This is a genomic window from Coleofasciculus sp. FACHB-712, assembly GCF_014695635.1.
Taxonomy (GTDB): Bacteria; Cyanobacteriota; Cyanobacteriia; order Cyanobacteriales; family FACHB-T130; genus FACHB-T130.
On the sequence record NZ_JACJOQ010000391.1, the window covers coordinates 31,073 to 46,838 of the forward strand.

Genomic DNA, 15,766 nt, shown 5'->3' on the forward strand with positions numbered 1-15,766 from the left:
AGACACAAGAGCTGTCTATAGTCCATATTTTCTCGCATCGAATCCAACATTCTTGTCGAGATGGCTAATCGATAGCGAACGTGTACCTAGTCGCTACCTTCGACGCAACCACAGCTTAACACTCTCTAATTGCTTCTTTTGGCAAGGTCGTCGCGATTGCTTTGAGATGAACAGGAGAAGGTTCGCCAGGATGAAGAATGTAAGATTTTGGGATGCTGAGGGAAGCTGCTGGAGAGCTGCTCTCGTTATCCACCCGATAGGATGAGGAATAAATTTCTGCTTCCGAGTTTCTGACTGCTGACTCCGGAATGCTAGCGTCCTTCTCCTCACCCCGCGCTAACAACGGTTGGGGGGGCATTAAGGGAATTTCAACAATAAACTCTGCACCTTGACCGACTTGGGAGTGGCATTGTAGCTTGCCTTTGTGTTGGGTAACGATGATTTGATAACTTACTGCTAAGCCCAATCCGCTGCCCTGACCAACGTCTTTCGTAGTAAAGAAGGGGTCAAAGATTTTCGACTGAATTTCTGGGGGAATTCCTGGCCCATTGTCAGCGATCGCAATCCGCACACTAGCGACCCCTTGAGAGCAGTCCGGCACCAATTCGGTACGCAAGGCGATTTTTTTGTCCTCGGAAGACCCCCGATTGAGCGCTTCTATCGCATTCATCAGAATACTCAAGAAAACTTGATTGAGTTGCTTCGGGTAACACTCCACTAAAGGCAAGTCGCTATAGTTTCTCTCTATTTGGATCTCATTGCCCAGCTGACTGTGCAGCAAGAACAGCGTATTTTCCAGCCCGATGTGAATATCGACTGGTTTCAGGGACGCTTGATTATGGCGCGAGAAGTTCTGCAATGATTTAACAATTTCGTGAATTCGCTGGGCACCTGCCTGCATCGAATTCAAAATGCGCGGTAAATCTCTCAGGAGGAAATCTAGCTCTAGTTCCTCAGTGAGCTTTTGTAATTCAGCATCTGGATTGACATAGAAAGTTTGATAGCTCCGCACTAATCGAATCAGGTCATCTACATACTTTTCCACATAAGGAATATTGCCGTAGATAAAGTTCACTGGATTATTAATTTCGTGGGCAACGCCAGCTACCATCCGACCCAGACTTGACATTTTTTCACTTTGAATCAACTGGGATTGCGTTAGCCGCAGTTCAATCAGCGTTTGGGCCAGTTGCTTAGCTTGAGCGGCGCTTTCTACTGCCTGCTGCTGAGTTTGGGCGTATAAGTTGGCTTGTCGAATGGAAATCGCCAGCTGATCGGCAACCGCTTGGGCAAGTGTCCGGTCATTTTTCGACCAATACCGGATATGCGAACACTGATTGAGATAAAGAATTGCGTTGAGTGTTCCGTTTGCCTGTACTGGCACGACCAGGGAAGATTTTATCTGGGCTTTTTGATACTCTTCGTTTGCTTCCCCAATTCGGGGGTCTTGCTTGATGTCAGGAATACTCACTTGTTGACGATGCTGGATCGCCCATTGGGTCAGTGGCCCGTGGGTATCAAAATCATCAATGGTAGAGGGAAAAGGCTCCCGACACACCTCAAAAAGGTATTTCCGCCGAAAAGCGGCACCCTCAGCGGGCAAGGGTTGCAATAAGCAAGTTTTATCTGTTCGCTCCTCGGCTTCTTGCTCCCCGGCTTCAGACGCGATCGCCTTTGTCTCTACAAGCTGCTTCTCGACTCCCCGGCTTCGCTCCTCTTCCAAAGTGTCGCTATGTTCCACCAGATGCACTAGACACCGATCTGCTGACAGCGCCTGCATCAGATGCGCGATCGCTTCGGTCAGAATTGTTTCCAAGTTAAAACTCTGCCGGGTTTGACTGGTAATTTGATTCACCAGTTGCTCTCTTTGAGCCTGTTTCTGGGTTTGCTCGTAAAGCTGAGCTTGACAAATCGCAATTTCTAGCTGCTGGGCGATCGCTTGCAGAAATTCAATTTCGGAGTTTGACCAGGTGCGGGGTTGCTCTGAAATACAGACAATAAAGCCAACCCACCCTTCTTTTCGCTTAACCGGAACGAACAAGTTAGCCCTGTCCCAGGGAGAAGACCCTTGGGAGCGTCCACTGGTGTCGATTTGCTGGTTATCTCGCTTTAGCCAGGAAAGCCATCGATTCATCATCCCCCCTGTCGTCGGGTGAGAACCTGCTGTTTGGCTGTTGATAATTAATTTCCCAGAAGCGATCGCACTCTCCACTGCGCCAAAAGTTTCTAAGGGATGGTACCCCAGTTGAGAATTCTTTTGCTCTCCATTGATCCGCTCGCAGACAACTTGTACCCGCTTGGTATCCTCGAAATACCACAAAAAACAACACCTATCTAGGTGTAGCAACGTGGCAATTTCGTCCACTGCCGTTTGCAGCACCACTTGCAACTCCAACGAGTTGCGGATGCGATCCACAATTTTCTGTAGCAGTGCCCAATGCTTTCGCGGGTACTGAATCCAGGCTGGAAATAATTTGCTGGTATAAGCCACAAGCGGAAACACGCCGCCTCCCTTGAACTCTTCTTGCGCGTCTAGTTTGGTAAAAATTTTAGGCAGCGGTCAATCGTCCTGTTGTCAAATCACTAGCAATTGGTAAGCCATGTTAGTTTATCAGTCACTTTGGTTAGAAATTGTATTCAGAATAACTGATAGTGAGTCTCCACATCTCCATAAAGGTTGATTTCTTAGCTTCATTCCGTTGCTTTACTGAGAAAACTAAATTCGCTCCCGATGTGGAAATCTTCGAAAATTCGCGGATAGACAAAATTACCACTTGCTGGTAAAGTCTGCTCTGTTTTTCCGAGGCTTCTACTAAAAAAGAAATTGAAAAAAACCCAAAGCAATATCACTCTCAGGAGTGAGTGTGAATCCAGCAGTGCGAGAGTATTCTTTCCTAAGTACGAAATCCGAAGAATACGGTGGGGCGCACCGGAATTCAAGCTTGGGAGCAAGGAACCTCACTCTTTTGGAATACCCAAAACTGGCTAAGAGGACTGGTGAAACCAAGAATTCCAGATTTCACCTGCGGGAGCGTCTAAGCAAAAACCGCAATATTGTGATTAAATAGCAAACGATTCCTTTGGTTGCAATCTCTTAAAGAGGAGTGTATGAACAAAAAAATAGTGAGTCTGCTTTTAGTTCTCGGCTTGGCTACCACCTTGGGAGCTTGTCAGGAAGGACCGAGTGATAGTACTACTAGCCCTTCTCCTACCACATCTCCAACGACTGGTGGAACGACTGGTGGAACGACTACTAGCCCAGCGCCCACAAAGTCTCCTTAAGGAGCTGGTTTTCGCTCCTTACTTCTCCTGAAAGGGATTCATACCGAATCGACGGGTATGAAAGTTAGTAGTGAGTTCTGAAACATCTGAACCCCGATCTGGTAATTGCTCCTCACACATTCACTCGGTATCTACTACTATCTGAGTCAATATTGACGCCCAAGACAACTGTTATGTTGGCAACAACTGACTGGAGAAAACAACTGGGGTCACAAGCATTAGTTGGCTCACCTAGAGTCGGAGTAAGGTCTGACTATGTTTATCTGTTGTTGCGGTAGGCGGCTTTGGCATTAAATGCGACTACTGCAATTTAGTACTTCTCACTATTGTCGAAAGGCAAGGCTGGGGCTAGGTTATAAGCAAATTGCTTATCAAGTTGAAAATTTAACCCCAGGGCTACATATCCTCAAACTCAAGCCAATCACCGGACTCACGACAGTGCCGGTGCTTTTGTTAGAGGCAGAAGATATGCAGAGAGTCAGCGAAGCCATGCCGTCAGGGACGCGGCAGGAAGTGCAAGCGATCGCTGACTCGACGCAGATTTTACAATTTCTAGATCGCTATCGCCCAGAACCAGCGCTATCGTTACCGGATCGCCAACTACAGACAGAAGCCTTGATGCTGGAAGATTGGCTGGATGAAAGTATCGGCACGGCGACTCGCTTTGTTTACTATGATTTTCGTGCCGGTGCTGGTAAGCAAATCGACCCTTCGCCGTCTAGTCAGCTGGTGATTCAGGTGGTGCGGCGGCAATATGGAATTAATCAGGCGGCGGTGGAACTGGCAGCAAATCGGCTGAAGGTAGCAATGGAAGTGTTGTCCAGTCGCTGGCAGAATAGCCTCTACCTGGTGGGCGATCGCTTAAGCGTTGCAGACATCGCCGCAGCCGCTTTACTCAGTCCTCTAGCGCTGATTCCTCAATACCGAGAAGATTATCCTTGGTTGTTTGAGCGCATTGAGCGGATTCACCTTCTTTGTCGGGAACCACTACCCCCCGGATTGGGAAATTAAAAATTAAAAATTAAAAATACACTGAAAATTAAAAATAGAAATGAAAAAGCCCATTATTTCACTATGGATTTTGCAATTTTCATTTCAACTGCTGGGGGTGATGCCTGCTAGGGGACTGCCACCACCGGAGGATACTCCTGAGGAAGTATTGCGGACGGAGATTATTACGGAAGCGCGATCGCCTATCGACGGCAAGCAACTCACGGCTGCTGAGTATGCCCAATTGCAGAACGCTCTGCAAACCCGTCCTGCTGCAACATCCCAGGTAAATCCCAAACTGCGAGAATTAGTTTTTCTGCTCCGCGTGCGGCGGCTGCTACGTACCTTTGGTATCCCCACGCCCAAATAAATCCCGCATTCTAGCGATTAATTTTTCTGCTTTGCGTGCGGTCAGTGTTATAAAGGTTCGCGTTCCTTGGAAAGTGATGGCAACGAGAAAAGCGTTTGCCTAAGTAAGTCGCTATCATAAACTGCGTACACCCCACTTGAAAATCTGCCTTTGTTTGCTATACCTACTTGCTTGCTCCGACTCTTAACTCAATACTCAGATGAAGACGTAAATTTCAATAACTCTAAAAACAGCCAGTTTCACGCTAGATGACGATGCACTTTTATTGACATTGTCCTAAGTAGAAGAAACAACTGTGTCCTGCTACCGATGACAAAATATACAAAAAACAAAAAATGTATATAAATATTAAAGTGCTGTTAACCAGAGGGAGATGCTCGTTCTTCAACCGCTAGCTGCTATAGCCCTACCTGACGGGAAGACTTTCAGGCTTAGGGCAGACGCTACGCGATCGCCTTAAGCCAACGATACGGGCGATCGCAACACACGTGCGCGTCCAAAAAGCCCTATCGAGAACCCATTCATTCAAGACCTTTAGATAAATAGGTTTATGTCCATGACCATCGCCCCCGAACAGATTGAGCGGATTGTTTGGAATCAACATCAAGACCCATTTGAAATCCTGGGTGCCCATCCCATTCAGCAAAATGGCAAAACCGTCTGGGCAGTGCGAGCCTATCTACCCACTGCCAACGCCGCGTGGGTAGTTTGCCCCCAAGAACGGACAGAATATCCCATGCAAGCAGTGCATCACCCTCATTTTTTTGAATGCACTATTGAGATGCCAGAACTGGCAAACTATCAGCTGCGGATTCAAGAAGGGGAACACGAACGTGTTATCTATGACCCCTACGCCTTCCGTTCTCCCCACCTGACAGAATTTGACCTGCACCTGTTTGCAGAAGGGAATCATCATCGCATCTATGAGAAACTAGGTGCCCATGCGACGGAAATTGATGGGGTGACAGGAGTTTATTTTGCAGTTTGGGCACCCAATGCCCGCAACGCCTCTGTCTTGGGGGATTTTAACAACTGGGATGGTCGCAAACATCAAATGCGTAAAGGTCCCACCGGCATCTGGGAAATGTTCATTCCAGGTTTGGGTGTTGGGGAACACTATAAATATGAAATCAAAAACGCCGACGGTCACATTTACGAAAAATCCGATCCCTACGGCTTCCAGCATGAAGTGCGTCCTAAAACAGCATCGATTGTCACTGACTTAGATTCCTACCAATGGAATGACCAAGATTGGATGGAAAAGCGCCGCCACACCGACCCGCTCACCCATCCTATCTCTGTCTATGAAGTGCATCTAGGGTCTTGGCTGCACGCTTCCTCTGCTGAACCGCCACGGTTGCCAAATGGAGAGACAGAGCCAGTGGTAGTCGTCTCTGACTACAAACCAGGAGCGCGTTTCCTCACCTACCGGGAACTGGCAGAACGGCTAATTCCTTACGTTAAAGAGCTGGGATTTACTCATATTGAATTATTGCCAGTCGCTGAGCATCCTTATGATGGCTCTTGGGGGTATCAGGTAACAGGTTACTATGCCTGCACTTCCCGTTTTGGGACACCTGAGGACTTCATGTATTTTATTGACCAGTGCCACCAGAACGAGATTGGGGTGCTAGTGGACTGGGTTCCAGGACACTTCCCCAAAGATGGTCACGGTCTTGCCTTCTTCGATGGCACCCACCTTTACGAACACGCCGACCCCCGCAAAGGCGAACACAAAGAGTGGGGCACTCTAGTCTTTAACTACAACCGCAATGAAGTGCGGAACTTCCTGGTTGCCAACGCCCTGTTCTGGTTTGACAAGTACCACATTGATGGAATTCGTGTGGATGCTGTGGCGTCGATGCTTTACTTAGACTATTGCCGTGAGCCTGGGGAATGGTTGCCTAACCAGTACGGCGGCAGAGAAAACATTGAGGCGGCTGATTTTCTGCGTCAGGCAAATCATACGATTTTCAGCTATTATCCTGGCACCCTGTCGATTGCTGAAGAGTCAACTTCTTGGCCTATGGTGTCTTGGCCTACCTACGTAGGAGGACTGGGCTTTAATTTGAAGTGGAACATGGGCTGGATGCACGACATGCTGGACTATTTTCACATGGACCCTTGGTTCCGCCAGTTCCACCAGAACAATATTACTTTCAGTATGTGGTACAACCACAGCGAGAACTTCATGCTGGCGCTATCTCACGATGAGATAGTCCACGGCAAGAGTAATATCATTGGCAAGATGCCGGGGGATGAGTGGCAGAAGTTCGCGAATGCTCGCTGCTTATTCGCCTTTATGTTCACTCACCCTGGTAAGAAGACTCTGTTTATGAGCATGGAGTTTGGGCAGTGGAGTGAGTGGAATGTCTGGGGTGACTTGGAGTGGCATTTGTTGCAGCATGAGTCACATCAAAAACTGAAGCGGTTTATGAGTGAACTCAACCATGTCTACCGCAGCGAATCAGCTCTTTTTACTCAGGATTTTGCTCAAGAAGGCTTTGAGTGGATTGATTGCAGCGACAACCGGCATAGCGTGGTCGCGTTTATCCGCAGAGCGAAAGATTCGGAGGAGTTTATTATCACAGTGTGCAATTTTACTCCTCAGCCGCATAGTCACTACCGTGTAGGTGTCCCCGAACCCGGATTCTATACCGAACTGTTTAACAGCGATGCCCGTGAGTACGGGGGAAGTAACATGGGCAATTTAGGCGGTAAGTGGACAGATGAGTGGTCGTTCCACACCCGTCCTTATTCGCTAGACTTGTGTTTGCCGCCACTAGGAGTGCTGGTTTTGAAGCTTGACCGGCAGAAGACAGCAGCCGCGATGCAGTCTTGGTTGTCTCAGGGATAGTCGGGTTTCTTGTTCCCAGACAACCGTTCTGGGAACAAGAATCTCGATGCGATCGCATTCCTGATTACCAAGCGAGAATAGCGATCGCACAGATTACACTTTGCAACTTTTATCTTGCGCTGTTCGCATTGCTCCCAGAAGAGTGGAAACAAATACACAGCGTTTGATTTCCCCACCATTCTTAATGTTCAGCGTTAACCTTGCCAAATATAAGTTCTCTTGCGGATTCATAATCACGCAACCTCTGTAGTCAAACCGAACTCGGCAGGATTGTGCAATACATTGCATCTTCGCTTTATTGTCCTGAGAGTTATTACTCGGTAAGGTTGTATTAGCGTTGTCTATTTGAATATTCTGCTCGAAATTTTTCCATTGTCCGGGGCTAGGGTTAATACCGGCACGATTAACTGCCCACTGAACGACCCCATTTTGTTCTTGAAAACTGGCTTCCCAAGCAACTTTGTCACGCTTAGCGTTGCTTTGAGCTTCTCGCATCGCTCGGTAAGCTTGGTCTTGGGCGACTCTGAGTCGTTGGGCATTGAGAAATCCCAGCCAACTGGGGGCAGCGATCGCGCTCAAGATCCCGATTATTAAAATTACGACTAAACTCTCTATTAGCGTGAACCCGCCGTTGGAGCAATTAGATAACTTTTTACGCATTAGCTAGATACTAAAAAGACACACCCAATTTCTCAAGTTTCCTTGTTTAATATGTCTTTTGAGTTCCGTATCCTCGCTGATTTTTGCAATTGGCTATTGGTTGTAGTCAGTATTTTTTCCAGTAGCGATCACGCCTAATATTCCAATAATTAGAATTAGCACTAAACTCTGTATCAGAGTACACCCAGCACTGGAGCCATTGAATAGTTTCTTATGCATTAACTAGACATAAAAAACGCGCCCAATTTCTTGACTTTCCTCTTTGGGTGCGTCTTTTAAGTTGCGTATCTTCACTGATTTTAAAAATAACCTAATATCTCACTGACTGCATTCAGAAACATTTTTCCCAGTTTGAATTGTTCCGACAAGAGTCTTCACTTTAACGCATCGCTTTACACTAGGGCTGTTGGCAACAGATACCGTAACTTTAAATAGAGGATCTGGTTCTGGGGCAGGTAGATTGTTTAGCTCGCTGACTCTGCCCTGGTAGTCAAATGTGAATGAGGTTGTACTAGCAATAACTTGAATTTGACCCGGTTTGATATCTTGATTTTCTGCTAAAGTCTTCCATCGAGGGTCGTTGTCAGCAGGGGGACTACTGGCAGTAAGGGGGGTAGTGCCAGCAGGATAAACGGCAAATTTAGGGAGTTGATTGGGCAGGGTTTTAAAACTAACGCTATAGCTGCGTTTTGTCCTCTTAGCTTCTCGTTGGGCTTCTTGAAGCCCTCGTAAGACACTATCATTAACTGTATTCATCCGTTGACGGTTTACAAAAGCCAGCCAGCCGGGAGCAGTGATCGCGCTTAAAATCCCAACTATTATAATTACTACCAGCAACTCAATCATCGTGAACCCAGAGTTGGAGGCAGTTGGCTTATCCTTACGCCGATCTTTCTTTGCTGCTTCTACTAGAGGCAATCGCTGTAATATCTTTGGTATAACGAAGCTTCTCATAATTTCCTCTTTATTTATTAAAGACCCAGCGAACCGCGACCTTTTACCTGAACACTTGCAGATGGACAAGATGTACCAGGCTTGGTGGTATCGCAAGTAGCATCTGGTTTAAATCGAGCTGTGGCATTTCCTTTGATAAATACCTGTGCCAGCGCTTGGGCTGGATCTACGACACAAGCATAAAAGCCATTTATTCCAATAGGTGTAACTGCCTTTGACTGCCCAGTATTTGGGTCTATAGCAGGTTGGCAAGCTCCTATAGCTGAATCGGAGTCAATATAATCAACTAGGATGCGTGTGGGAGCCTCATACGCAGCAGCCCCTTTTGTCCACTGAGTCATGATGCTTGTGATGCCACCGGACAGGTTGGCGTCAAACATTTTAAAACCCTTATTTTCAGCCGTTTCAGTACCAAGATATGCTGAGGAAATACTAGCCAGAGCCACAGTATTTTTAGGGTTTTTTACTCTATCCTCAATTTGAAATCGTCCAATCCGAGCCTTAGTAGACCACGTATTGTCCGGAGTTTTAATAAGATAGTAGGCAACTAAAGAATAGACTACAGCATCGTCACTCTGAGTTTTAGCTGTCCCCGTTACAGGGATAACACCTTTTTTTACTTCCCGCTTCCAGAATACGACGACGGGTGTACAGTTGCTACCAACAGCACAACCAAGGGAGCCGCCTTGGGCTGGTGGTAATTGGGCTTTGATTTGATTTAAGCCAGCGGCATCGTAGATATAAACTGCCTCTTGCAAATCTTGGGCGATGTAGCCAAGCGCTGATTGAATTTCTTGCTCAGTGTTTGCCTTTGCTTGTTCTTTGCGATCTGTTTCCAAGATGTTGAGCATGAACCCTAGCAAAGGCGTTATTACTAGAGCTGCCATAATCATAGCTACCAGCAGTTCAATCAGGGTAAAGCCGCCTGTTTTCTGACCCAGATGAGAGCGCTTTAGCTTTAACTGGGTATTAAGAATAAATTTGAGTGGACTAATCATGCTGCTGTTCCCCCTTTTGCTGACCAATATAGTGCAGTCAAAGAATTTGAAATTGCGCTTTGTTTACTCCCAACCAGCCTCTACTGACAACCTTTGGTGCCATCCGGTTTTAGAATGCGATCGCACAAGTCATTCAACGAGGACTTACCTGTTGGAGCAATTTCTGTGGTTGTTTGCAGCAGTGGTTTTGTAGCCGTGAGTCCCCCACCAAAACTAGATTGGGTTTCGCTTGTTTCCAACGTCGTACCACTCTTAAAAGCATCTGCTCTATAAACACGCACACCCAGGCTGTAGCCTTTGCTGGCATCAGTTACAGTTACGTATGAACTTGAGTACCCAAACCCTTGAACTATCATGTCTTGGAGGCTATCTGTGGTACACGTTCCATTCCCATCACCATCAACGCAGTATAAGTTAGCTGGTGAAGTGCAATAATCTACATTCTTGGAACAGGCTAAAGTTCCGGAAGTAGGGGGAGTGGCACTAGCGAGAGACTTATCTTTAGCGATGGGTGGAGAGGCGACCTTGCCAGAGCGGACACCATCAATGTAGGTTGAGGCAGCTTTAGATGCCAATTCCACCCGTTTAGCCTGTAGCCTGGTTGCTGTGGAGAGAACGATAACTGGCCCGATCGCTGTCATTAAGATAGCAATCACAATAATTGCCAGCAACGACTCAATCAGGGTGAAACCAGTCTCGCTAGACTGGGAGGAAACGTGCTTGTGCTTGCGCTTGCGCTTAATCATGGTCAGCTAAATCCCAATAGGTTCTGAGCAAGGCTTTATTAGTTGTTAGGAATGGCGCAGGTACTTGGACGTTGGCTATCATTGATCGCTGCCGGTTTGGTTGGATTCGGAGGATTGACGAGCACCGCACACAATAATGTTTCAATCCACGGATCGTCCCGATTTACTTCTCTAAAGTATTCGCTAGGGGGGGTGGTAGGCGGTTGTGTGAATTGTTGCGTAATCAAGTCAGGCAACTGAGACAGGAGCGCCACATCATAGCCCCATTGGCGATTGGGTGGGTAGTAGAAGGGCGACATCCCTTCAGTGCTGCTCCCGGCTAGCGGGGTGTTTTTAGTTCTATAAACCTGCCGATAGCCTGTGCCGAACAGAGCCGTGTCTCCCTTGGGGGTTGAGCCAGTTAGTTGAATTGTTTGCCAGGGTCCTGTAGCGTAGGCGCTGCGTTTGTACTGGATCAATGAGCCGCTAATTCGGCTGTTAACGTTTTCCCAGTTTTCTAAGAAACGCACAAAGTTTTCTAAACCCCCGTTAGATTCTGTGGGACGTGCAGGCGTGTCACCAGCGATCGCGACTAAATTAGATTTTGTCTCAGTGGCTGTTTGCATCCAGTTTTTACCCGCATCTGTAGATACACCCTGTGGATTCAAGGCGGAGCTACCGGGGGTACCAGTCGGTGTCTGTATTTGCAGAACGGGTACTAAGAGTGGCTGTTCTTTGGGATCGAGTCCGGTTAATTTTTGTCCATTAGCTGTTTGGTAAAACAGTGGATTAGTTGCAACGTAATTATTTACTACTGGTACCTGGAGACCGCCGTACGTAGATCTAACAGTCGTTCGATACCACAGAGTGGGGGCATTCGCTTTGATCCGAGGTACAACAGCAGTACTACCCTCGAATGCCTGAATTTTCCCTGCACCATCAATACCCAGAGGAACCGGATGCTTATTGGCATCGAGGAGTAGTCTACCATTACCAACATTCCTCCGAAAAGCAACACGACGAGCATATCGTCGGAATTCTGGAGCTGAGTCAGCCGTGTCTGAGTCGTAGGCAAGATCCGCTGTTGTGCCAGCCTTATGTGTTCCTAGGGCGTACAACACACCTATTTGACCCGACGCTTTCATTCCTCCACCATCAACACTCCAGTCAGTAGGTGTACAGCTCGAAACAGGCACCTTCGTACACATTTCCATCAAATACTCTGGGAAACCTACCACCCGTCGCTGAATTGGGGTGACAAAGTTGTTGACATAGGAACTGCCTTGAACTCCTGTAGCAGTAGGAGCTATATCAAAGTCTTTAGGAAAGCCATCTGCTGGCTGGAACCAATCAGCACTCGTAAGGAAGTTATTGTCAAACAAGCCATTTAGTTTCTGAGCTGCTGTGGCTGTTATTTGTGTTTCAAGAACAATAGTGTCAGTCTTGTTATTGTTCCCATTGAGGTCAAAGCCCAAGGCAATCTCACTTACTGCTGGATCGGTCGCGCTGATGGTATTGTTCCCGTTAAAGTCGTAGCCAGGAGCGTTGCCTACATTATTTCTCAGGTCAAAGTCTCCTTCATTCCGGAAACCAAACCTGTAATTATTAGAAAGCAGGGTAACAGCATCTGCTAAAACTGTTGCCGCTCGCCACGTATCACCTGTTTGGCATTTGTTGTTAGGAAGCCTAGGGTCACCTGTGCGACAGGCGAAGTTGTCGTTTATATTCGCAGCGGTACGAGCGTAGAAATTGCTCCAATCATCTGCCAACAAACTGCCACCTTTAAACTCTTCGCCTTCGCTATGTAAATTAAAGTCCCCCTTCACGTAAGCGGGCAAATTACTAGCCAAGATAAACCCTTTTTCTTCGGGTCTGTAACCCGTCTGGCGGCTTAAATTGCTGCCATTTGTTAATACAATCGCATTTGGACGGCGAGTTGGGTCGAGCTGATAGTCAGTTGGACTTACCAGTTTGCTGCTGTTGCTTTTATCCAGTAATGCATCATCACGAGTGGCATAAATAATGCCGCTGTTTGGTATCAAATATTCTTGTCCGCCTGGCCCACCGGCAATTGTTTTTGTCCGCAGTAGATTTACATCTAATGCTGTAGCCCGAACTTCTAGAGGCTGACGCAATTCAAGACTGCGATTGTAATCTGTACTAAGCGGGGTTGTCGCATTCCCAATGGATTTTATCTCTCTGGCGTCAAGAAATGTTGTTTCGTAGATGGCTCCATGAGGGACTGGCGGAGCGGCCATTGGTACTGGGCTAGGAGTTTTTAAAAGCTCTATCGCACAAATCGCTGTATCAATTGCTGAATTTTCAGCTAGCGACAGTGGCTTATTTAGAGTATTTTTTTCCAAAGCATTTCTTAATGGTTCATTAGCAATACGCCCATCAGGAAATACCAGTCGTGCCTGCCGAGTTAACTCAAGCAAATAGGTGGCGATATTTCTGCCAGGAAAAGTGTAAACGATGCCGTTGTTGGACCTGCCATTCTTCAACCCACCCGGATTTGCGAGTGTGCCTGCGGTTTTATCTGCTGAAGGATTTGTCCAGTTTGCTAGCAGAGCCTCTTCGTTTTGGGCAGTAATCGCATTTGTAGGATTATAGTAGCTACTCACACAGGCAATTGGTTTCTGAGCGGCTCCCGCTTCTTGCGCGTAGTGATAAACAGCTGTCGCTCTCATGAGCAGGTCGCCTTTTCTTGCCTCTCCAGCTCCACCTGTCATAGGCATAGAGTCAGGCCAGACATAGATGTTTGGCAAAGCAGCATTGTTGTTAAGGTTAGGCGGCGGCGTCACACCTGTATTAAGGGTAGGATTCGGCAGAAAGGAATATGTGTTGCGGGGTCTGAGGGCTACTCCGTTTCCAACAACCCCATCATCATCCACATAAATTCCTGCACCTGTGACTATACGCAAACCCCCCTGATTATCGAGCGGGTTCGGTTTCGCCTCAGCGGCTTTTTGTTCCATTAAACCGTCCCGCTCCGTAACACCCGCATTTAGACTCGTAAGCTTATCGACGCGGGTAGTGCGGGTGCGAGCCTGAGTAGCGGGGTTATTGCCCACTTCATCCCAGTTGTTCGTAGGTAGTATTTTTTGAGGCGAGTCTTTCCCGATGAACTTTGCTGTTGTGGTGTCATACCAGAGGAAAGGCAGGTTGTTGCCGACCAAAATGCGATCGCCAATCAATTTTTCCCGCCCCTTATAAACCTCTTGCTGTTTTTGCGGTTCTGTCGCTGGTAGCTTATTAAGTTGCAGCGTCAAGCCGGTGTTAGAGGTATTATTATTTGTGAAATCAAACGGATATACCCACTTATCAAGGGGTCTTAAAGAATCGCCGCTACCTAGCAGCACACTCCCTGCCGTTTCAGTACCTACCCCGCTGGCTCCAAAAGCAACTTCCTTAAATGGAACGCGGCGCAGGCGTTTTCCAAAGTAGATTTCCAGTTCTTCTCGGCGTAACTCGACGGGATCTAAAGTGTTGCCAGCCGCTGCTTGGCGTTTGATAATATTACTTTTAACTTCCGATGGATCTGTGGTATCAGCTTTAGCAAACTGTGCATCTACTAATAAGTTCAACCGTTGAGCATAAGCCAGACTATTATAGGCTGTATCAGTTGCTGCTTCCGTCACAGACTTATTGGTAGCATTGATATTAGCACCAAGAGGATTAGCTCCGGGATTAGCATCAGGGTTAAATAAATCTACCTGAACTCCATTTCCTTCTCCCTCCCCAGTAATGCGACCATTCCCTACGTTGCCACCGACTACAATTTTGCTATTTTCTGCCTCAAAGAAACAAGAATCTGGGCTACTTACTTGATATAGCCTGATAGGATCGAAGACTTTACCAGTTAGCAAGTTAGCATTCGCAAATATACGTCCATTCAGCTTTAATCCAGCACCTGGTGCAATCTCCAGATCGTCTTCATAGACAACCGCATTGTTAGTGAGGGGGATGCGAGCTTGATCTTGCTGAAACTCCAGAGCTGAAAATCCTTTGGTTTTTGCTGCTTGATATTTAGTCGTATCCAGACCGAGAAGCGCTGGATCTGTAATCGGTACAGTAGCAGTAAAAACATAGAAGCTTTTCTTCAGCTTCGAGCCTAATTTTTGCCAGTTTGTGTCCCCCACTAAGCTAGCGCTAGTACCCGATGCGGCTGGGCACTGATTGCTGGTTGAACTTTCATCTAAGGGAGGAGTTCTGGCTTCTAAAGGGTTTCGAGGCCGATCAAATTTTCCGCTAGTATCGCGAGTAGGACTCCGAAAGAAGATGCCGTATAGAGTAAAACTATCAAACTTGCCGTCGTTATCTGTATCAACTGGATATCTCCAAGCAGTTTTTAGGGTTTCTTGCTTTTCCAGCTGACCTGTTTCATTTAACGCACCGCCATTTTTATCTATATCAAAACCCAGCTTCAACGGAACCTCATCACCCAGCGTATAGGCTTTAATACTGCTGGTCATAGCCTCGGAGAGGGGGCTATCCCCAGGCGTTGAGCGCGGCAGCGTGGGGTCAGTAAATAAAGCTGCTATCTTAGCTTTAGCGCGATCAATCGCTGGAGTTCCAGCCGCCAGCACTGCCGTATCTACCCGAATATTGCTGGCGTTTTTAGATCGATCGAAAGCTCGGAACATCATGGCGGTGGTAAGCAATATGACCACCAAAATCACCATTGTGACAGTTGGCAGCAAAAATCCTGCCGTACTAAGCTTTGAGCGACGCCCGATGATAAGCAAGCTCCGCAAGAGCCAGTTCATGAGCGATTTGGTAATCACTCTTGCTAGCTGCATCATTTGTCGGAAAAGATTCTGGATAGCTTTAACTAGCTTGTTGCGGGATGACATGGCTGCTTTCCTGTCAAAGGTGAGAGATTAGTGGAATGAAGAGTTTAAAACTTAAAAAATTAAGAACTAGCGTT

The 15,766-nt window shown here is 47.1% G+C and carries 10 protein-coding genes; 4 read left to right on the plus strand and 6 right to left on the minus strand.

Going from position 1 to position 15,766, the window contains the following annotated elements:
• Positions 1-115: 115 nt before the first annotated feature.
• Entirely contained in the window at positions 116-2,503 is a 2,388-nt protein-coding gene (locus H6F50_RS11390; protein ID WP_190428777.1) for a GAF domain-containing protein, read from the minus strand.
• Between the two features lie 605 nt (positions 2,504-3,108).
• Between H6F50_RS11390 and H6F50_RS11395 the strand changes: the two genes are divergently transcribed.
• From H6F50_RS11395 to glgB, 4 genes are all read left to right on the plus strand, one after another.
• Complete coding sequence (locus H6F50_RS11395; RefSeq protein WP_190410652.1) at positions 3,109-3,282, plus strand: hypothetical protein; 174 nt, start codon at positions 3,109-3,111, stop codon at positions 3,280-3,282.
• Between the two features lie 294 nt (positions 3,283-3,576).
• Entirely contained in the window at positions 3,577-4,293 is a 717-nt protein-coding gene (locus tag H6F50_RS11400) for a glutathione S-transferase family protein (protein WP_190428778.1), read from the plus strand.
• A 40-nt stretch (positions 4,294-4,333) separates the two neighbouring features.
• Positions 4,334-4,642 carry a hypothetical protein gene (locus tag H6F50_RS11405; RefSeq protein WP_190410650.1) on the plus strand — a complete coding sequence of 103 codons (309 nt, stop codon included), beginning with the start codon at positions 4,334-4,336 and terminating at the stop codon, positions 4,640-4,642.
• A gap of 550 nt (positions 4,643-5,192) precedes the next feature.
• On the plus strand, positions 5,193-7,499 hold the full coding sequence (gene glgB / locus H6F50_RS11410; protein ID WP_190428779.1) for a 1,4-alpha-glucan branching enzyme: 2,307 nt from the start codon (positions 5,193-5,195) through the stop codon (positions 7,497-7,499).
• 93 nt (positions 7,500-7,592) lie between these two features.
• Here glgB and H6F50_RS11415 read toward each other — a convergent pair whose 3' ends face one another.
• From H6F50_RS11415 to hpsA, 5 genes are all read right to left on the minus strand, one after another.
• Positions 7,593-8,159 carry a type II secretion system protein gene (locus H6F50_RS11415; protein WP_190428780.1) on the minus strand — a complete coding sequence of 189 codons (567 nt, stop codon included), beginning with the start codon at positions 8,157-8,159 and terminating at the stop codon, positions 7,593-7,595.
• Positions 8,160-8,477: 318 nt separating this feature from the next.
• Entirely contained in the window at positions 8,478-9,113 is a 636-nt protein-coding gene (locus tag H6F50_RS11420) for a prepilin-type N-terminal cleavage/methylation domain-containing protein (protein WP_190428781.1), read from the minus strand.
• A gap of 17 nt (positions 9,114-9,130) precedes the next feature.
• Positions 9,131-10,111 carry a hormogonium polysaccharide secretion pseudopilin HpsC gene (gene hpsC / locus H6F50_RS11425; RefSeq protein WP_190428782.1) on the minus strand — a complete coding sequence of 327 codons (981 nt, stop codon included), beginning with the start codon at positions 10,109-10,111 and terminating at the stop codon, positions 9,131-9,133.
• Between the two features lie 80 nt (positions 10,112-10,191).
• On the minus strand, positions 10,192-10,857 hold the full coding sequence (hpsB, locus tag H6F50_RS11430) for a hormogonium polysaccharide secretion pseudopilin HpsB (protein ID WP_190428783.1): 666 nt from the start codon (positions 10,855-10,857) through the stop codon (positions 10,192-10,194).
• 38 nt (positions 10,858-10,895) lie between these two features.
• The gene (hpsA, locus tag H6F50_RS11435; RefSeq protein WP_190428784.1) at positions 10,896-15,692 is read right to left on the minus strand and encodes a hormogonium polysaccharide biosynthesis protein HpsA; all 4,797 of its coding nucleotides are present in this window, start codon (positions 15,690-15,692) and stop codon (positions 10,896-10,898) included.
• Positions 15,693-15,766 lie beyond the last annotated feature (74 nt).